The sequence below is a fragment of the Nocardia acididurans genome (assembly GCF_016741815.1).
Lineage (GTDB): Bacteria > Actinomycetota > Actinomycetes > Mycobacteriales > Mycobacteriaceae > Nocardia > Nocardia acididurans.
The window spans coordinates 88147-105331 of sequence record NZ_JAERRJ010000009.1; the positions used below are offsets into that span (position 1 = coordinate 88147).

General features: G+C 68.4%; 20 protein-coding genes. 11 read left to right on the forward strand and 9 right to left on the reverse strand.

Features of this window, described 5'->3' with window-relative positions:
- Position 1 precedes the first annotated feature (1 nt).
- The 6 genes from JK358_RS23550 to JK358_RS23575 all read left to right on the forward strand — a co-directional run bounded on the left by JK358_RS23550 (position 2) and on the right by JK358_RS23575 (position 4824).
- Positions 2-649, forward strand: coding sequence for an FMN-dependent NADH-azoreductase (locus JK358_RS23550; protein WP_201950538.1), 648 nt, complete (start codon positions 2-4; stop codon positions 647-649).
- A 1-nt stretch (position 650) separates the two neighbouring features.
- Positions 651-971 carry a DMT family transporter gene (locus tag JK358_RS23555; protein ID WP_201950539.1) on the forward strand — a complete coding sequence of 107 codons (321 nt, stop codon included), beginning with the start codon at positions 651-653 and terminating at the stop codon, positions 969-971.
- Positions 972-1001: 30 nt separating this feature from the next.
- Positions 1002-1451: an SRPBCC family protein gene (locus JK358_RS23560; RefSeq protein ID WP_232851773.1), complete on the forward strand. Its 450-nt coding sequence runs from the start codon at positions 1002-1004 to the stop codon at positions 1449-1451.
- 48 nt (positions 1452-1499) lie between these two features.
- The gene (locus JK358_RS23565; protein WP_181582630.1) at positions 1500-1943 is read left to right on the forward strand and encodes an OsmC family peroxiredoxin; all 444 of its coding nucleotides are present in this window, start codon (positions 1500-1502) and stop codon (positions 1941-1943) included.
- Between the two features lie 168 nt (positions 1944-2111).
- The gene (locus tag JK358_RS23570; protein WP_201950541.1) at positions 2112-3359 is read left to right on the forward strand and encodes a DUF418 domain-containing protein; all 1248 of its coding nucleotides are present in this window, start codon (positions 2112-2114) and stop codon (positions 3357-3359) included.
- 196 nt (positions 3360-3555) lie between these two features.
- Positions 3556-4824, forward strand: coding sequence for a heparan-alpha-glucosaminide N-acetyltransferase domain-containing protein (locus tag JK358_RS23575; protein ID WP_201950543.1), 1269 nt, complete (start codon positions 3556-3558; stop codon positions 4822-4824).
- Here the strand turns inward: JK358_RS23575 and JK358_RS23580 are convergent.
- The 3 genes from JK358_RS23580 to JK358_RS23590 form a co-directional block, all read right to left on the reverse strand.
- Complete coding sequence (locus tag JK358_RS23580) at positions 4793-5593, reverse strand: CbtA family protein (RefSeq protein ID WP_201950547.1); 801 nt, start codon at positions 5591-5593, stop codon at positions 4793-4795. The genes JK358_RS23575 and JK358_RS23580 overlap by 32 nt on opposite strands.
- A complete protein-coding gene (locus JK358_RS23585; RefSeq protein ID WP_201950549.1) occupies positions 5584-5778 on the reverse strand; it encodes a CbtB domain-containing protein in 195 nt (64 codons plus the stop codon). Before JK358_RS23585 ends, JK358_RS23580 begins: the two co-directional genes overlap by 10 nt.
- A 206-nt stretch (positions 5779-5984) precedes the next feature.
- Positions 5985-6296 (reverse strand): antibiotic biosynthesis monooxygenase family protein, encoded by a 312-nt coding sequence (locus JK358_RS23590; RefSeq protein ID WP_181582635.1) that lies wholly within the window; start codon positions 6294-6296, stop codon positions 5985-5987.
- A gap of 43 nt (positions 6297-6339) precedes the next feature.
- Here JK358_RS23590 and JK358_RS23595 point away from each other — a divergent pair, with 43 nt between their 5' ends.
- The 3 genes from JK358_RS23595 (at position 6340) to JK358_RS23605 (ending at position 9323) form a co-directional block, all read left to right on the forward strand.
- On the forward strand, positions 6340-7083 hold the full coding sequence (locus JK358_RS23595) for an alpha/beta fold hydrolase (protein WP_201950550.1): 744 nt from the start codon (positions 6340-6342) through the stop codon (positions 7081-7083).
- A gap of 78 nt (positions 7084-7161) precedes the next feature.
- Positions 7162-8331, forward strand: coding sequence for an acyl-CoA dehydrogenase family protein (locus JK358_RS23600; protein ID WP_201950558.1), 1170 nt, complete (start codon positions 7162-7164; stop codon positions 8329-8331).
- A 182-nt stretch (positions 8332-8513) separates the two neighbouring features.
- Positions 8514-9323, forward strand: a complete 810-nt coding sequence (locus JK358_RS23605; protein WP_201950562.1) for an enoyl-CoA hydratase/isomerase family protein — start codon at positions 8514-8516, stop codon at positions 9321-9323.
- A gap of 19 nt (positions 9324-9342) precedes the next feature.
- Here the strand turns inward: JK358_RS23605 and JK358_RS23610 are convergent, their stop codons facing one another.
- The 6 genes from JK358_RS23610 to carD all read right to left on the reverse strand — a co-directional run bounded on the left by JK358_RS23610 (position 9343) and on the right by carD (position 14241).
- Positions 9343-9615, reverse strand: coding sequence for a DUF4190 domain-containing protein (locus tag JK358_RS23610; protein WP_201950563.1), 273 nt, complete (start codon positions 9613-9615; stop codon positions 9343-9345).
- 172 nt (positions 9616-9787) lie between these two features.
- Entirely contained in the window at positions 9788-10771 is a 984-nt protein-coding gene (gene rlmB / locus JK358_RS23615; RefSeq protein WP_201950577.1) for a 23S rRNA (guanosine(2251)-2'-O)-methyltransferase RlmB, read from the reverse strand.
- 276 nt (positions 10772-11047) lie between these two features.
- Positions 11048-12442: a cysteine--tRNA ligase gene (gene cysS / locus JK358_RS23620; RefSeq protein WP_201950578.1), complete on the reverse strand. Its 1395-nt coding sequence runs from the start codon at positions 12440-12442 to the stop codon at positions 11048-11050.
- Between the two features lie 100 nt (positions 12443-12542).
- A complete protein-coding gene (gene ispF / locus JK358_RS23625) occupies positions 12543-13010 on the reverse strand; it encodes a 2-C-methyl-D-erythritol 2,4-cyclodiphosphate synthase (protein ID WP_201951412.1) in 468 nt (155 codons plus the stop codon).
- A gap of 14 nt (positions 13011-13024) precedes the next feature.
- The gene (ispD, locus tag JK358_RS23630; RefSeq protein WP_307817694.1) at positions 13025-13750 is read right to left on the reverse strand and encodes a 2-C-methyl-D-erythritol 4-phosphate cytidylyltransferase; all 726 of its coding nucleotides are present in this window, start codon (positions 13748-13750) and stop codon (positions 13025-13027) included.
- Between the two features lie 2 nt (positions 13751-13752).
- A complete protein-coding gene (gene carD, locus JK358_RS23635; protein WP_019931623.1) occupies positions 13753-14241 on the reverse strand; it encodes an RNA polymerase-binding transcription factor CarD in 489 nt (162 codons plus the stop codon).
- Positions 14242-14682: 441 nt separating this feature from the next.
- Here carD and JK358_RS23640 point away from each other — a divergent pair, with 441 nt between their 5' ends.
- Positions 14683-15381 carry a copper chaperone PCu(A)C domain-containing protein gene (locus JK358_RS23640; protein ID WP_201950579.1) on the forward strand — a complete coding sequence of 233 codons (699 nt, stop codon included), beginning with the start codon at positions 14683-14685 and terminating at the stop codon, positions 15379-15381.
- Between the two features lie 136 nt (positions 15382-15517).
- Complete coding sequence (radA, locus tag JK358_RS23645; RefSeq protein ID WP_201950580.1) at positions 15518-16921, forward strand: DNA repair protein RadA; 1404 nt, start codon at positions 15518-15520, stop codon at positions 16919-16921.
- The last annotated feature ends 264 nt before the right edge of the window (positions 16922-17185 follow it).

The following is a 17185-nucleotide window of genomic DNA, read 5'->3' on the forward strand; positions in this document are numbered from 1 at the left end:
CATGACCACCCTGCTGCACCTCGACGCGAGCGCCCGCCGCAACTCCCTCAGCCGTGAGGTGGGCGCCGCCTTCGCCACCGCCTGGCGCGCACAGCATCCCGAGGGCGGCTACCTCCACCGCGATCTCGCCGCCGACCCGATCCCGTTCATCGGCGAAGGCTGGGCGCAACTGTGCGACCGCGTCCTGGCGCAGCCGGTCACCGACCTGGATCGGCTCGCGGAACTGGTCGACTCGCCGGAGCAGGCGCGCGCGTGGGCGATCATCGAACCCCTGCTGGCCGAGGTCCGCGCCGCCGACGTGGTGCTCATCGGCACCCCCATGTACAACTACTCGATCCCGGCCGGTCTCAAGGCGTGGCTGGATCAGATCACCTTCCCGCGAATGTCGCTGGCCCCCAGGCGCTTCGTGGTCGCCACGGCCCGCGGCGGCGCGTACTCGCCCGGCACGCCCAAGGCGGGCTACGACTACCAGGAGCGCTACCTGCGCGACTTCTTCGTCGGTCACTTCGCCGTCGAGGACACCGTGTTCATCAATGCGGAGCTGGCCAATTCCCGGCAGGATCCGGCGCTGGCGCACCTGCGCGCCAAGCACGACGAATCCTTCGCCGCCGCCCTCGCCGCCGCCCGCGCACTCGGCAAGGAGTACTGAAATGCCCTGGCTCATCCTGGGTTTGGCCGGTCTGGTGGAGATCGCCTGGTCGCAATCCATCAAACCGACACAGAATTTCACCAAACCGCTGGCCACCCTGATCTGCCTGGCGCTCATGGCGGGCGCGGTGTTCCTGCTCTCGGTGGCCATGCAGTCGCTGCCGGTCGGCACCGCCTACGCCGTGTTCACCGGCATCGGCGCGGTCGGCGCGATCACCATCGGCATCGTCGTGCAGAAGGATCCGTTCTCGGCCGGGCGCGTGCTCGCCCTGGCCATGATCATCGGCGGCATCGTGCTCGCTCACGCCACCAATCCCGAATGACGGGCCGGACGGCCGGTATCGTCCACGCGCATGGACGTCGCACCTGTTCGGCCTCCCGATCTTTCCCAGCGGCCCTTCTTCCTGGCCGTGGAGCGGATCATGGCGGCCTCGCCGGACGAGCTCTACCGCATGTGCACCCGCGAACTCGGACTCTGGTTCGCCGATCCGGGTTCGGTGCTCATGCACAAGCCCGCGGTGAACGAGCCCTTCTTCTTCACCGCGGGCGGCGGGCACCCGCACTACGGCCGCTACCTGCGCCTACTACCCGAGCGCCTCATGGAGGTCACCTGGGTGACCGGCGAAGGCGGCACCGAGGGCGCGGAAACCGTTCTCACCATTGAATTCTCGGCGCACGGCGCGGGCACGGCCCTGCTGCTCACACACGCCGGATTCCCGAACGCCGCCGCTCGCGACCGCCACGAGAAGGCCTGGCCGAAAGTGCTGGAGCAGCTGGACCAGCGCGCCACCGCCGTCGTGTGAAGCGGGGTAGGTTCGTGCCGTACAGCTTCCGAAGTCGAAAGGACGAAGATGCCCACACGTAGCGCACGCACCGCTTGGACCGGTGGCCTGCAGGACGGTTCGGGTCAGGTCGAACTGGTCAGCTCGGGCGTCGGCAAGTACGACGTGTCGTTCCCGAAGCGCTCGGCCGACAATGCCGACGGCACCACCAGCCCGGAAGAGCTGATCGCCGCTGCGCACTCCTCCTGCTACTCGATGGCCCTGTCGGCGCAGATCGGCAATGCCGGCGGCACCCCGCAGAGCCTGGATGTCACCGCCGACGTCACCCTCGGCCCGGATCCGGCCGGCGGTTTTCGCATCTCCAAGATCAAGCTGACCGTGGTCGGCCGCGCCGCGGGCATCGACGAGGCGGGCTTCCTGGCCGCCGCCGAGGCCGCCAAGGCGGGCTGCCCGGTGTCCAAGGCTCTCACCGGTGTCGACGACATCGAACTGGACGCCACCTTCGAGGCGTAGCCCCACGCTCGGGAGGGCTCTCAGGGGCTTCGCCCCGACCCCGGTCCCATCGTGGTGGTCCCCGGCTGATTCTTTGGTTAGCCGGGGACTAACTCTTTCGTCTACTTCTTGCCCGGATAGGGGAAATAGGCTGGCTTCGAACCTGTTTCCGCAGTTAGTTTCGAGATCGTGGTCGAAACCCTGGCTGAGAAGACGGAAACCGGAAATTCGCTGCCGCGTGTGCTCGCACTCGATGCGGCCCGTGGGCTCGCGGTGCTCGGCATGTTCGCCGTACACGTCGGCCCGCAGGGCGATATGCCCGGCGCATCCTGGCTGACCGTTTTCGCGGGCCGCTCGGCCGCCCTGTTCGCGGTGCTCGCGGGCGTCTCGCTCGCACTGCTGTCCGGTGGCGACCGCCCCTATACGGGAATCGCCGCCCGCCGCAGCGTCGTTCGCATCGCCTCGCGCGCGGTCCTCATCGCGCTGCTGGGCCTCGCGCTGGCGCAACTGCATTCCGGCATCGGGATCATGCTCATCCTGGCCTACTACGGCCTCTACTTCCTGCTCGCGCTGCCGCTGCTGCGCCTGTCCGCCCGGACGCTCGCGATCCTGGCCGCGGCGTGGGCGGTCGCGGGCCCCGTCGCGTCGTACCTGATCCGAAGCCACATGGACCAGAACAGTTTCGGCGGCAACCCGACCTTCGAGATGCTCACCTCGTGGTCCGGCGTCCGCGAGGCCGTCGAGATGCTGGTGCTCACCGGCGGGTACCCCGCGATCACCTGGATGCCGTTCGTGCTCGCCGGTATGGCATTGGGCCGCTGGGGAATCCGCGCCGCCCGTCCGCTGCCGCTCGCGGCCACGGGCGCGGGCCTGGCGCTGCTCGGCTACGGCGGATCATGGTTGCTGCAGCATCCCTTCGGCGGCCGCGCCCACCTGATCGACATGCTCACCGGCGTGCTGGCCGGGAACGACATACCGGATCTCGATCCGGGCAAGCTCGTCGACGCGGGCAGTTTCGGCGCACCGCCCACCACGAGCTGGTGGTGGCTGACGGTCGACACCCCGCACAGCGGCACCCCGTTCGAGATCGTGGGGGCGATCGGCGTGGCCTTCCTGGTGATCGGCGTCCTGCTGGCCGTGGTCCCGCGCGCCGGAATCCTGTTGCGGCCCTTGATCGCCGCGGGCTCGTGCGCGCTGAGCCTCTACATCCTGCAGGCGATGGCGGTCAGCGTCCTGGTGCCGATCCCCGACGAGGAGGCGATCGAACTGCCGACCGGCATCCACGCCCCCGGCTGGCCCCTGCTGGCTCTCCTGGCGCTCGGCTCCTTGACCCTGGCGACGCTGTGGCGCAGCGTCTTCCGCCGCGGCCCGGCGGAATGGCTGCTGCACCGGATCACCCTCGGAATCACGAACCGGGTTGTGCCCGTTGACCGGTAGCGAACTCGGCCGGCGCGGGTGCGGCACCGCCGTTCCCGTCCGGACCGGATAACTCGCGCGCTCTCCGAAAATCCTTCTCGACCTGCGTTTTTCGGTCGTTGATCGACCGGATCGGGTCGATCGCCCCCTGGTTCGCCGACCTCGGATCCCTACGCTCGGATCAGCACCGAACAGGTGGATCCAGAGGGGGAATGTCATGGGGGCAACGGCGACCGTAGGCGTGCCGGAAAAAGCGCGGCAGGCCGATTCACTACCGCGGGTACTCGCACTGGACGCGGCACGCGGTATCGCGGTGCTCGGCATGTTCGTGGTTCACACGGGGCCGAACGCGAGCTTCTCGGACCAGGCATCGTGGCTGCGATTTTTCGAAGGCCGATCCTCGGCGCTGTTCGCCGTGCTCGCCGGAGTATCGGTGGCACTGCTGTCCGGCGGCGACCGGCCCACCCACGACCGCACCCGGCGGGGCGCGCTCCGCATCGCCGTGCGCGCGGTGCTCCTCGTGCTGCTGGGACTCGCACTGGCGCACCTGCGTTCGGGTATCGGCGTCATGATCATCCTGGCCTACTACGGCCTCTACTTTCTGTGCACGCTGCCGCTGCTGCGATTGCGGGCGCGGAGCCTGGCGCTGATCGCGCTGGTGTGGGCGATCGCCGGACCCATCGCATCATTTCTGATCCGCGAGCGGATAGCGGAAAGCTATCTCGGAAATCCGGCCTTCGACATGTTCGGGACGCTCGAGGGACTGCGGAATCTGGCCGTGGAATTGCTGCTCACCGGTGTCTACCCGGTCCTGACCTGGATGCCGTTCGTCCTCGCCGGAATGGCCCTGGGCCGCATCGGAATCCGCACGGTACGACCGATCGCGGTACTCGCGGCGGGCGCCGTGCTCGCCCTCCTCGGACACGGCGGATCCTGGGTGGCGCAGCAGCTGCTGGGTGGCCGCGCGCACCTGATCGCGGCGCTCGTGCCCGAGTACGCCGAGTACGGGTTCACCGACGCCGACCTGGACGCCATGCTCTCCATCGGCAGTCTCGGAACCGTGTCCACCGACAGCTGGTGGTGGCTGACGATCGACGCGCCACACAGCGGGACGCCATTCGACATTTTCGCCGTGACCGGTGCGGCCCTCCTGGTGACGGGCGTGCTGCTGCTGATCACTCCCCGCGCGGGAGTCGTGCTGCGGCCCTTGATCAGTGCCGGATCCTGCGCGCTGTCGCTCTACATCCTGCACCTGGTGGCGCTCTGGGCGCTGGTGCCGGTGCCGGACTACAGCGATCTCGAGAACCTGCCCCCGCTGCCCGGCGGCATCCACGCGCCCGGGTGGTCGCTGCTGGCCCTGGTGGCGATCGGCGCGCTGGTCCTGGCGACCCTGTGGCGCAACGTATTCCGGCGGGGTCCGGCGGAATGGCTGCTCCACAGGGTCAGCCTGGGTATTACGAAACGGGCTGTGCCTGCTTCCGAGTAGCGAACTCGGTCAGCGCCGCGAAGGCCAGACCGAGCGAGATCCACAGCGTGGCGGTTTCGGCCAGCGAGGCCACCCGGAACTCCCACAGCAGGCTCGGCGGGAAGTCGGACTTCACCTCGTTGATCCCCGGCAGCAGGATGTAGCCGATCGCCGTGATGAGTACGAAGGCCGCCACACCGGCGATCAAACGCACTGTGTCCGGCTGCTTTTCGAGCAGCCTGTACACGTACACGCCGATGCCGACCGCCGCGAAACCGAGCAGCACGGCGGCCACCCACAACCAGGTGCGGTCGTTGATGGTCTCCGGATCGCCGACGGCGGGCGGATTGGCCGGATACTTGAAGAACGGCACCAGCACGATGGCCAGCCAGCCGCCGAGAGCCAGGCCCAGGACGAGCTTCGGCCCCGACAGCGTGGTGAACCGGCGTGCCCAACCGGCGGCGGTCGCCAGGAGCGCGCCGAAGGCGAGACCCGCCAGGGCGAGCGCCAGGAACTGGCCGCGCTTCTGGTCGGGACGGCTCACCGTGGCTTCGTCTTCCTCACCGTGCGAATGACCGGCGGCTTCCGCGGCGCCGTCCGAATGCCCCTCACCGGCAGTCGGCGCAGCGGCCTGAGCCTCTTCGATGGCGATGGCGGCGTCGATCTTCGGCTCGCCGACGAAGTATCCGACGGTGGCGGCGAGCAGGCCGGCGATGAGGCCGGCCAGCAAGCCACGCAGCAACAGGGTTTTGAGCGAACCTGTCAGTTCAGCCGTGTCACTCAGTGGCACGGCACACCCAGCAGGTGTCGTCCGTCGTGCATGAGCTCGTGCATGAACATGCCGCTGCGCGAGATCGCACCCTGATCGAAGCCGACCAGGTACAGCGTGAGCAAGGCGAAGAGCACGACAGCCGCGGAAACGAGCAGCGCCTTGAGGGCGTCGCCTTCCCGGCTGGGGGAGTGGACGGTAGCCATTCGAGCCTCCTTGCGGGATTTCGCGTCCCGCCGAGATGGGTGCGACGGTGGCCGGTGTCTGGCTCTCCGGGCACCCGACCTGACTCGAAATGCTTGGATCACAGTGGCGCGACCGCCCCGGATTCCCACCGGGTTACACGTCACCGTCGCTTACTTCACTCCGAAGAGTGACATCCAGGCTGGCTCGACGTCAATATGAGGCCCTATCAGGCGTTCTTGGCCGCCACGTCGAGGACGACCTCGAATTCCAGCAGGGATGCGCCGGTGGAGACCGGCTTGCGATCCGAGCCCGCGTGCGCGGCGCGGGCGGGGCCGTCGCGCCAGGCCGCGAAGGAATCCTCGGAATCCCACTGCGTCACCACGAAGTAGCGGTTGTCGCCCGCGACGGGACGCAGGAGCTGGAAGCCGAGGAACCCGGGCGAGTTCTCCACGGCGTGAGCGCGCGCGGCGAACCGGCTCTCCAACTCGGGGCCCGCACCCTCGGGAACCTCGATTGCATTGATCTTGACGACTGCCATGCGCACGAATGTACTCCCCGGAAGTAGACGTATCGTCGGGGTGATGTTGTACGACGAAGGCGGCACGGGCGCACCGATTCTGCTGCTGCACGGGTTGATGGGCAGTGCCCGCACCTGGCGGTCGCAGCTGGACTGGCTGCGTGAATTCGGGCATATCTACACGTTCGACGCGGCGGGGCACGGTAGGCCCGTGCCCGCCGAACTCACCACCGAGGCCTTCGTGGCCGATCTCGCCGAGGCCACCTCGGTGATCTCGGAACCCATGATCGTGATCGGTCACTCGATGGGTGCGCTGCACGGATGGGTCTATGCCGCAACGCATCCCGAACGGGTGCGGGCCCTCGTGGTGGAGGACATCGCCCCGGATTTCCAAGGCCGGACCGCCGCGAACTGGGCGGCCATGATCGAAGCCTGGCCGCAGCCGTTTCCGGACGAGCAGGCGATGCTGGACTTCTTCGGACCGGTCGCCGGACGCTATTTCCTCGACTCCTTCGCGCACGGTCCCGACGGCTATCGCCTGCACGGCGAGGTCCCGACCTTCCGCGATATCTCCGAGGAGTGGGGCACGCGCGATTTCTGGGGGCAGTGGAAGTCGATCACGGTTCCGGCGCTGCTCATCGAGGGCGAGCACACCATCACCCCGCCGGGGCAGATGGCCGAGATGGCCGCGGTCCACCCGGACGCCCGGCACGTCGTGATCCCGGATGCCGGGCATCTCGTGCACGACGATCAACCCGTCGCCTACCGGGCCGAAGTCGAGAATTTTCTGCGCCGCGTCCTCATTTGAGGGCGGGTGCCTTCAGTCGGTCGGGGGTGGCGTCGTATGCTCGGCTCGAACGCCAGCCCCGAACGAATGGGACCAACGATGATCGACTTCGCGATTCCTGCCGACCTCGCCGCCGAACGTGATCGGGTCAGGCAGTTCGTCATCGACAAGATCGTTCCCTTCGAGCGCGATCCACGCCTCACCGCGCACGGCCCGAACGACGAACTGCGCCAGGAACTGGTCGAATTGGCGCGCGCCGAGAACCTGCTCACCGTGCAGGCCCCGAAGGAACTGGGCGGCCGCGGCCTCACCCACGTCGAGCAGGCCGTGCTGTACGAGGCGTCGGGCTGGTCCACCCTCGGCCCGGTCGCCATGAACTGCGCCGCCCCGGACGAGGGCAATATGTTCCTGCTCTCCAAGATCGCCAACGCCGAGCAGACCAAGCAGTACCTGCAGCCGGTCATCGACGGCCACCAGCGTTCCGTCTTCGCCATGACCGAACCCGGCGGCGCGGGCTCCGACCCCAACCAGCTCGCCACCGAAGCCACCTTCGACGGCGAGAACTTCACCGTCAACGGCCGCAAATGGCTGATCACCGGCGCGGACGGCGCGAAGACCTGGATCATCATGGCCCGGCTGGCGGCCAACCCGCACCTGCCCGAGGGCCCGACCCTGTTCATCACCGACGGCGACCAGCCCGGCATCGTCATCGAGCGAATCATGAACACCATGGACCGCAACTACGTCGGCGGCCACGCGGTGGTGAACTTCGACAACCTGGTGCTGCCCAAGGAATCCGTGCTCGGCGAGACCGGCCAGGCCCTGCGCTACGCCCAGCTGCGCCTGGCCCCCGCCCGCCTCACCCACTGCATGCGCTGGCTCGGCGCGGCCGAACGCGCGCAGTCCATCGCCATCGACTACGCCAAGACCCGCACCGCCTTCGGCAAGCCCATCGGCGAACACCAGGGCGTCTCGTTCATGCTGGCCGACAATGAGATCGCCCTGCACCAGTGCCGCCTCACCATCTGGCACGCCTGCTGGCTCATGGACCAGGGCGAGAAGGCCCGCCACGAATCCTCCATCGCCAAGTCCTACGTCTCCGAGGAACTGTTCAAGGTCACCGACCGCTGCGTCCAGGTGCTCGGCGGCATCGGCATCTCCGACGAGACCGTCGTAGAAATGATCTTCCGCGACATGCGCGCCTTCCGCCTCTACGACGGCCCCACCGAGGTCCACAAGTACGCCATCGGCCGCCAACTGCTGCGCTGAGAAAATCCGAACTCTCCGGGCTACGTTTGGTGACGACTGATTTCGAAAGGTCCGGGTAACTCGTCGGGTACGTCCGAAATTGGGTTCGTACCCGACCGCCGGCACGCGAAAGTAACGGTCAACGGCATTCAGCTGGGCGCAGAAGGCCCGGGGAGGCGGGGGAGTGACTAGGATTCGTGCGCATGAGTTCGGAATTGCACGTGGACGTCTCCGGGGGAGTCGCCGTGCTCACGCTCAATCGGCCCGCCCAGCAGAACGCGCTCACTCCGGCGATGGCGTCGGAACTCGGTGCGGCGCTACGGCGTTGCGACAACGACGACGCGATCGGGGCGGTCGTCATCACCGGGACGCCGCCGGCGTTCTGTGCGGGGGCGGATCTTTCGTTGAAGGTGGGCGAGGTCAACGGCCTCATCGATCCGCCGCCGTTCCGCATCCGGAAACCGGTCATCGCGGCCGTGAACGGACATGCCGTGGGGATCGGGCTGGAGATCGCCCTGCAGTGCGATCTGCGGTATTTCGCCGAGGACGCCGTCTACGGCCTGAACCAGGTGCGCCGCGGCGCACTGGCCGACGGCTACGCGCACTGGACCCTGCCCCGCCTGATCGGCAGCGCCAATGCCGCCGACCTGCTGCTCACCGGCCGCACCTTCGACGGGTACGAGGCCAGGGCGCTCGGCCTGGCCAACAGCTCCCTGGACGCGAGTGAGGTGCTGCCCACGGCACTCGCGGTGGCCCACGACATCGCGCACGGCTCCGCGCCGCTGCCCGTCGCCCTGTCCAAGCGGCTGCTTTGGGAAGCCCCCACCATGACCCCGGAAACGGTGGGCCGCTTGGAAACCGAGCTCAACGACTACGTCGCCAAGAGCTCCGACGGCGGCGAGGGCGTGGCCGCGCTCAAGGACCGCCGCCAGCCCAAGTGGACCGGCAGCGTCAGCGCCGAATGGCCCGCCTGGGATGCCGTCACCGACGGCAAACGCCCCGGCCTGGACTGACCGCACCGTGCTCCGGCGGTCACTCGCCGATGAGCACCAGCACGTACAGGAACGCGGTGAAGATCATCAGGAAGGTCCCCGCGATCCCCGCGATATAGCCCACCATCACCTGGGTCCGCCCGCCGAGCGCACCCCCGGACGCGTCGATCTCGTTGAGCGCCCGCCGCCCCAGCACCCAGGCGATCGGCCCGGTGATCCCACAGCAGAACAAACTCAACACCCCGAGCAGCAACACGGTTGTCGCATAGCCGTGTTCGACCGGAGACCCGATGGGCTGCGCAGGTATGACCACAGGCCGATTTTACGATCGCAACCCGCCTGCGAGCAGGGTGACGCGCGGATTTTGCTGGGGCACTTCATTCATCGTGCGCCATCGCCTACCGGTCGCCACCCGCCGCGCGGAGTTTCACCACGTCGGCGGGTGTCAGGCAACTTCGTTGGCGCGCAACCGTATTCGTCCCGGATCAGCTGCGGCGCTGACGCGCCGCCTCGGCGAGTACGACGCCCGCGGCGACCGAGGCGTTCAGCGATTCGACCGGGCCCGCCATCGGGATGCTCAGGATGGTGTCGCAGGTTTCGCGAACGAGACGGGACAGGCCCTTGCCCTCGGACCCGACGACGATGACAGTCGGTGCGCTGCCGTCGAATTCGTCGAGGGTGGTGTCGCCGCCCGCGTCCAGGCCCACGATCTGGTAGCCGCGATTGGCCCAATCCTTCAGCGTGCGAGTGAGATTCGTGGCGCGCGCGACAGGCAGCCGGGCGGCCGCACCCGCACTGGTGCGCCATGCGACGGCGGTGACGCCCGCGCTGCGGCGCTGCGGGATGACCACGCCCTGCCCGCCGAACGCGGCGACCGACCGCACGACCGCGCCGAGGTTGCGCGGGTCGGTGATGTTGTCGAGCGCGACCAGCAGACCGGGCTCGCCGCCCGCGCGGGCACGCTCCACCAGATCATCGGGGTGCGCGTAGCGGTACGGCGGCACCTGCAGGGCCAGGCCCTGGTGCATGCCGTTGTGGCTCAGCTTGTCCAGATCGGTGCGCGGCACCTCGAGGATGGAGATGCCGGTGTCGGCGGCGATCTTCACGGCCTCGGTGAGCCGGTCGTCGTTCTCCGTGCCGACGGCAACGTACAGCGCGGTCGCGGGCACACCGGCGCGCAGGCACTCGACGACCGGGTTGCGGCCGAGTACCAGCTCCGGCCCCTCGCCGTCCTTCCGGTTGACCGCGGGCCGCGCGGCATTGCGGCTGCGCGTGGTGGCGGTCTTCGCCTCCGCCTTGGCTTTCGCCCGCGCCCGCTTGGCCGCCGGGTGGTAGGTGCGGTCCTCCGCCTTGGGCGTATTGCCCTTGCCTTCCAGCCCGCGTCGCCGCACGCCGCCCGATCCGACGGTCTGCCCCTTCTTGCTGCCCGCCTTGCGGGTCGCGCCGCGTCGCTGCGAATTGCCTGCCATTACTTCGCCTTCCGTATCACGCGGTCATCCCGCATCGAGTCCGGTCGCGGGAGAACCCGCGCACCATCGATCATGCGGGAAACCTGCATCCGGTCGGCGCAGCAACCGGCTGCGCCCCTGTCATCTGTCGCGCCACGAGGTGACGCCACGCCCGGCACTGGGCCGGATCGCACTCCTTCGCACCGCCGCTCGGCGGGGCCGCGCCCGCACCGCCGTGCGAGCGAAACCCCGCTGCGGCGCGGATGGGTGTGATTCCGCCGGGGCGGAATCACACCGTCAATCCTTGGCGAGCGACCATTCCGCTCCCTTGGCAGTATCGGTCACTTCGATGCCCGCTGCCTTCAGCCGGTCGCGGACCGCGTCGGCGGTGGCCCAGTCCTTGGTGGCGCGGGCCTCCTGACGGCGCAGCAACTCGGCGTTGATGAGCACGTCGAGGGCTTCCAGCGCGGATGAGGAATCGGCGGGGGTCACCCAGTGCGCGTCGAGCGGATCCACGCCGAGGATGCCGAGCATGGCCCGGACCTGACCGGCCAGGGTGCGGGCCTGCTCGAGCTGACCGCCTTCGACGGCCCGGTTGCCCTCGTGCACGAGCCGGTGGATCTCGGCCAGCGCCTTGGGCACCGCGAGATCATCGTCGATCGCGTCGGCGAACGCCGGAGTCCAGTCGCCGACCGGCACCTCACCCGCCCGCTCGGCCACGCGCAGCACGAACGCCTCGATCCGCTGGTACGCGGCGGCCGCCTCGGTGAGCGCCTGATCCGAGTACTCCAGCATGGACCGGTAGTGCGCGCTGCCCAGGTAGTAGCGCAGCTCGACCGCCCGCACACCCACCCGCTCCAGCACATTGCGGATGGTCAGCACATTGCCCAGCGACTTGGACATCTTCTCGCCGCTCATGGTCACCCAGCCGTTGTGCAGCCAGTAGCGGGCGAACCCGTCCCCGGCGGCCTTGGACTGCGCGATCTCGTTCTCGTGATGCGGGAAGACCAGATCCATTCCACCGCAATGGATATCGAATTCCGGTCCGAGATAGAACTCGGCCATGGCGGAGCATTCCAGATGCCAGCCCGGCCGCCCCGGACCCCACGGCGACGGCCAGCTCGGCTCACCCGGTTTGGCGGCCTTCCACAGCGTGAAGTCGCGCTGATCCTTCTTGCCGGTGCCCGCGCTCTCACCCTGGTGCACGTCGTCGAGCTTGTGGCCGGACAGCTGCCCGTAGTCCGGGTAGCTCAGCACGTCGAAGTACACGTTCCCCTCGGACGGGTACGCGTGTCCCTTGTCGATGAGCCGCTGCATCATGTCCACCATCTGCGTGATGTGCCCGGTGGCCCGCGGTTCCGCGGACGGCGGCAGCACGCCGAGGGTGTCGTAGGCGCGGTCGAACGCCCGCTCGTGGGTGGCGGCCCACTCCCACCACGGCCGGCCGTGCTCGACGGCCTTGTTCAGGATCTTGTCGTCGATATCGGTGACATTGCGGATGAAGGCCACATCGAAACCGTTGGCGGCCAGCCACCGTCGCAGCACGTCGAAGGCGACGCCGGAGCGCACATGGCCGATGTGGGGTTCACCCTGCACGGTCGCGCCACACAGGTACACCGAAGCGTGGCCGGGGACCAGCGGAGTGAACTCACGCAGGGTCCGCGTCTCGGTGTCGAAAAGGCGCAGAGTCACGACAGGGCATCCTAGCTTGTGGGAAATGGCGGTTTACGGGCGGATACGGCTTTTCTCACAGCCGCGGGCCGTATTCGTCGAAGAGTTATCGCGGGATGGTTCAGGAGCGACAACACAGTAGGGCTGTGGCAACCGCTGCCACGCCCTCCCCGCGGCCGGTGAGACCCAGGCCGTCGGTGGTGGTGCCGGAGACCGACACCGGTGCGCCGAGCAATTCGCCCAGCACTTCCTGCGCTTCGGCGCGGCGCGGGCCGATTTTGGGCCGATTGCCGATCACCTGTACAGAGGCATTGACGGTTGTATAGCCCTCTTGCTCTATGAGCCGTCGCACTTCTTTCAGCATGGCCGCGCCGGAAACACCTTCCCATTCCGGGCGACCGGTACCGAATACCGCGCCGACATCACCGAGACCGGCAGCCGACAAGAGCGCGTCGCAGAGCGCGTGCGCGGCGACATCGCCATCGGAATGTCCGGCGCAGCCGCTGTCACCGTCGAAGAGGAGTCCGGCCATCCAGCAGGGGCGTCCGGGTTCGATCGGATGCACATCGCTGCCGATGCCGACACGCAGGGCGGTGGGGTCGATCATCGCGTCGCCACCGCCTCCCGGGAATCGGCGGAATTCCCGCCCTGTGCCACAAGTGTATTGGCGAGCACAAGGTCCAGGGGAGTCGTGATTTTGAAAGCCATCGCAGCACCGGTCACCGTGTGCACGGTAGTGCCCAGCAATTCCACCAGGCCCGCATCGTCGGTCGCCTGGGTGCCGGTGGCGTAGGCCGCGCGCAGCACCTGCGCGTCGAAACCCTGCGGAGTCTGGACGGCCCGCAGTCCGGAGCGATCCGGTGTTCCGGTCACCGCGCCCGCGGCGTCCACGGATTTGATGGTGTCGGTGACCGGCAGGGCCGGCACCACGGCCCGTGCACCCGCGCGCAGCGCGTCGACCACCCGGGTGACGAGCTCGGGCGGGGTGAGGGCGCGGGCGGCATCGTGCACGAGCACGTAGGAGGCGTCCGGCGCGGCGTCGAGCCCGGCGCGGACGGAATCGGTGCGCTCGGCTCCACCGGGAACCACATGCACCGGAAGATCGGTCACCGGCAGCAGGGCGCGGGTCTCGTCGACGAGTTCGGCGGGCACCATAACCACAACCTCGTCGACGGACCCGGAATCGATGAGTCCCTGTACTGCCAGTGCGAGCATGGGACTGCCGCCGACGTGGACGAAGGCCTTCGGCTTGTTTTCACCCAGGCGAACACCCATACCGGCGGCAGGTACCAGCGCTACGACACGACTGCTGTCGTGCGTGTTGCTCACGGTCAGGAAGCCGCGGCGAGAACCTCGTCGAGCAGGGTCTCGGCTTTCACGTCGTCGGTGCCCTCGGCGAGCGCGAGCTCACCGACGAGAATCTGGCGAGCCTTGGCGAGCATGCGCTTCTCACCGGCGGACAGGCCACGATCCTGCTCACGACGCCACAGGTCGCGGACGACCTCGGCCACCTTGTTCACATCGCCGGAGGCGAGCTTCTCGAGGTTGGCCTTGTAGCGGCGAGACCAGTTGGTCGGCTCCTCGGTGTGGGGAGCGCGCAGCACCTGGAAGACTCGGTCCAAGCCCTCCTGGCCGACGACGTCGCGGACGCCCACGTACTCGGCGTTCTCCGCGGGAACCCGAACGGTCAGGTCGCCTTGAGCGACCTTCAGGACCAGATACTCCTTTTGTACACCCTTGATGGTGCGGGTTTCGATAGCTTCGATCAGCGCCGCTCCGTGGTGGGGGTAAACGACGGTGTCTCCGACCTTAAAAATCATGTGTCCCGTGCCCCTTTCGATGTTCACAGTTTAACATGCGACTCGGTAACGGCGCGATCAACGGCGCAGGTCAGGGCCACAACGAGCCAGCGGCGGGGGTTGACAGAACGCGAATCGTGTGCATCTTGTTGTGGCATAACGGGATAGCGTTCTCTAAGCTTCGCGCGCATATGTGAAGGGGCTCAACGCATAAGCAATCAGGCTGTGCCCAATTTGTCCTCCGCTTCGCTACGGACGGGTTCGCGGCCCTAATGTCTCGTTCTTCCCTCCTCCGCTCCTCCGCTGCGCTCCCCCGCTCCGTCAGTCCAGAACGAGACGGCCGCGAACCTCGAGTGCGCGCTGCGATACCGCCCCGGCGGCGGGCGTGGGAACCGACGCATTACTCTCATTGACTACTACTCTCCATAGTGGAGTTAGCCCGGTCGACATGGAGGACAACCCGTGACTGCCCTGAAAGCCACCACTGCGTCGAAAGCGCGCCGGCATGCCGTGACAGTTGCCGCACTCGCCGCGGGCGCGGTGCTCACCCTGTCGGGTTGTGGCGCCGGACAGATCTCGCAGACCGCCGACCAGGTGGCCGCCGTCAACGGCAACAACGCCAACGTCGGCCAGGTGGATCTGCGCGATGTGCGCTTCCTGCTGCCGCAGACCGAGGAGTACCGCAACGCCAAGGGCGGCAAGGCCGTTCTCGCGTTCAGCGCCGTCAACTTCAGTGAGGGCACCACCGACAAGCTGGTCCGCATCGAGTCCGAACTGGGCACGGTCACGCTCAACGGCGAAACCTCGATCAAGCCGCAGACCACCCTCGTCTCCGACCTCTCCACCGGCGCGGCGGAGCAGGCCGAGGAGCACGGCACCGATACGCACGGGGCCGACTCGCACGGCGCGACCACCACCTCCCCGGCCGCCCCGGCCACCCCCGCCGCCGATCAGGGCGCGGACCCGGACAAGAAGCCGCTGCTCGTCGAGGTCACCGGCCTGACCAAGGATGTCACCCCCGGCCTCACCTATCCGGTCACGTTCATCTTCGAGAAGGCCGGCACCGTGGTCGTGAACGTCCCGGTCGACGCCGGCCCGGACCTCGAGCGCAAGGAATCCCCGAACGCCGGCGCCGAGGCCCCCAAGGGCGGCGGCCACTGAGCCGAGCTCGAAACCCTCTCTCCCGCACCCGCTTCGGTCCACCGAGGCGGGTGCGGCGTTTTCGCACACTGCCGCGAACACGCCCGCGGCGAAGCGGAAGGCAAAAACGTCAGTGCGCGTGGTTAGGCTGCCGGGCGTGGCCAAGGTGAAATCGCTGTACCGGTGCGCGGATTGCACGCACGAGGTCGCCAAGTGGGTGGGGCGGTGTCCCTCGTGCGGCGGGTGGGGAACGATCGAGGAGGCGGCGGTGTCGTCGACGGCGGTGGCCGTCGGGCGGCGGGCCATGCTGCCGAGCACGGCGGCCACGCCGATCTCGAGTATCGATTCGAAGAAAACCCAGGCGCGGTCCACGGGCGTGTCCGAACTCGACCGGGTGCTGGGCGGCGGCATCGTGCCGGGTTCGGTGGTGCTGCTGTCGGGCGAGCCGGGTGTCGGCAAGTCGACGCTGTTGCTCGAGGTGGCGCATCGGTGGGCGCGGGCGCGTGACGAGATCGCGCTGTACGTGACGGCCGAGGAGTCGGCGGGCCAGGTGCGGTTGCGCGCCGATCGTACGGGCGCGGTGCACGAGAAGGTCTATCTCGCGGCCGAATCCGATCTGGCCACGATCCTCGGGCATGTCGAGCAGGTGCGGCCGACCCTGTTGGTGGTCGACTCGGTGCAGACCATGCTGGCCGGTGACGCGGACGGCGTGATCGGCGGCGTCACCCAGGTGCGCACGGTGACGGCCGCGCTCACCTCTTTGGCCAAGGCGAGCGGCGTGTCCGTCCTGCTGGTCGGTCATGTCACCAAGGACGGCGCGGTCGCGGGCCCGCGCACGCTCGAGCACCTGGTCGACGTGGTGCTGCAGTTCGAGGGCGACAAGCATTCCGCGTTGCGCATGGTGCGCGGCATCAAGAACCGTTTCGGCAGCACCGACGAGGTGGGCTGTTTCGAGATGCAGGAGCACGGCATCGTCTGCGTCGACGATCCCTCGGGTCTGTTCCTGCACCACCGTGGCGCGGCGGTGCCGGGCACCGCGGTCACGGTCGCCATGGACGGCAAACGTCCCATGCTGGGCGAGGTCCAGGGCCTCACCGTTGACACCCAGGCCCCGGCGCCCCGCCGCGCGGTCAGCGGCCTCGATTTCAACCGGGTGGCCATGGTGCTCGCGGTTCTGCAGAGCCGCGGCGGCGTCTATGTCGGCAAGCAGGACGTCTACGCCGCCACCGTCGGCGGCATGCGCCTCACCGAGCCCGCCGCGGATCTGGCCGTCGCTCTGGCCATCGCGAGCGCCAGCATGGACCGCGCGCTACCCAGCGGCATGATCGTCCTCGGCGAGGTGGGCCTCGCGGGCGAGGTCCGTCAGGTCACCGGCCTGACCCGCCGCCTCGCCGAAGCCGAACGCCTCGGCTTCACCGAAGCCCTGGTGCCACCCGGTGTCGAGCGCGCGGGTCGCAAGATGACACTGCGGGAGGTCTCGGATCTCGGTGCGGCTCTTGCCGTTACGGGCCTGCGTGCGCGGCGGCGGCCGCGCGCCGAGCCCGCCGAGATGGCGGAGTGAGGTGGGCGGCTGTTCGTGCCGCGTCGCACTGGTGGAGAGTATGGGGCGTGAGGACCGGGGGGTCGGCTTCGTTCGCGGTGGCGGGCGGGCCGCACGCGGGTCGGGGAAACGACAGGAGGCCGCTGCGGCGGCATGACGCGAAGGTGGGTCTGATGACGGTCGGGGGATCGCGTGGACTGAGGTGCCGGATCGGAGCGCGGGCGTAATGGCCGGGCGCTGGATGAGCGGGCTGCTGGGCCGCTCGGGGACCGTGGTGCCACGGGA

What these genes read in the sequence shown, in the direction of transcription:
- JK358_RS23585 (WP_201950549.1), bottom strand. Translation starts at nt 5,778, where the DNA reads ATGGCTACCGTCCACTCCCCCAGCCGGGAAGGCGACGCCCTCAAGGCG.
- JK358_RS23575 (WP_201950543.1), top strand. Translation starts at nt 3,556, where the DNA reads ATGGGGGCAACGGCGACCGTAGGCGTGCCGGAAAAAGCGCGGCAGGCC.
- carD (WP_019931623.1), bottom strand. Translation starts at nt 14,241, where the DNA reads ATGATTTTTAAGGTCGGAGACACCGTCGTTTACCCCCACCACGGAGCG.
- JK358_RS23560 (WP_232851773.1), top strand. Translation starts at nt 1,002, where the DNA reads ATGGACGTCGCACCTGTTCGGCCTCCCGATCTTTCCCAGCGGCCCTTC.
- JK358_RS23605 (WP_201950562.1), top strand. Translation starts at nt 8,514, where the DNA reads ATGAGTTCGGAATTGCACGTGGACGTCTCCGGGGGAGTCGCCGTGCTC.
- JK358_RS23565 (WP_181582630.1), top strand. Translation starts at nt 1,500, where the DNA reads ATGCCCACACGTAGCGCACGCACCGCTTGGACCGGTGGCCTGCAGGAC.
- JK358_RS23595 (WP_201950550.1), top strand. Translation starts at nt 6,340, where the DNA reads ATGTTGTACGACGAAGGCGGCACGGGCGCACCGATTCTGCTGCTGCAC.
- JK358_RS23550 (WP_201950538.1), top strand. Translation starts at nt 2, where the DNA reads ATGACCACCCTGCTGCACCTCGACGCGAGCGCCCGCCGCAACTCCCTC.
- JK358_RS23600 (WP_201950558.1), top strand. Translation starts at nt 7,162, where the DNA reads ATGATCGACTTCGCGATTCCTGCCGACCTCGCCGCCGAACGTGATCGG.
- JK358_RS23590 (WP_181582635.1), bottom strand. Translation starts at nt 6,296, where the DNA reads ATGGCAGTCGTCAAGATCAATGCAATCGAGGTTCCCGAGGGTGCGGGC.
- rlmB (WP_201950577.1), bottom strand. Translation starts at nt 10,771, where the DNA reads ATGGCAGGCAATTCGCAGCGACGCGGCGCGACCCGCAAGGCGGGCAGC.
- JK358_RS23555 (WP_201950539.1), top strand. Translation starts at nt 651, where the DNA reads ATGCCCTGGCTCATCCTGGGTTTGGCCGGTCTGGTGGAGATCGCCTGG.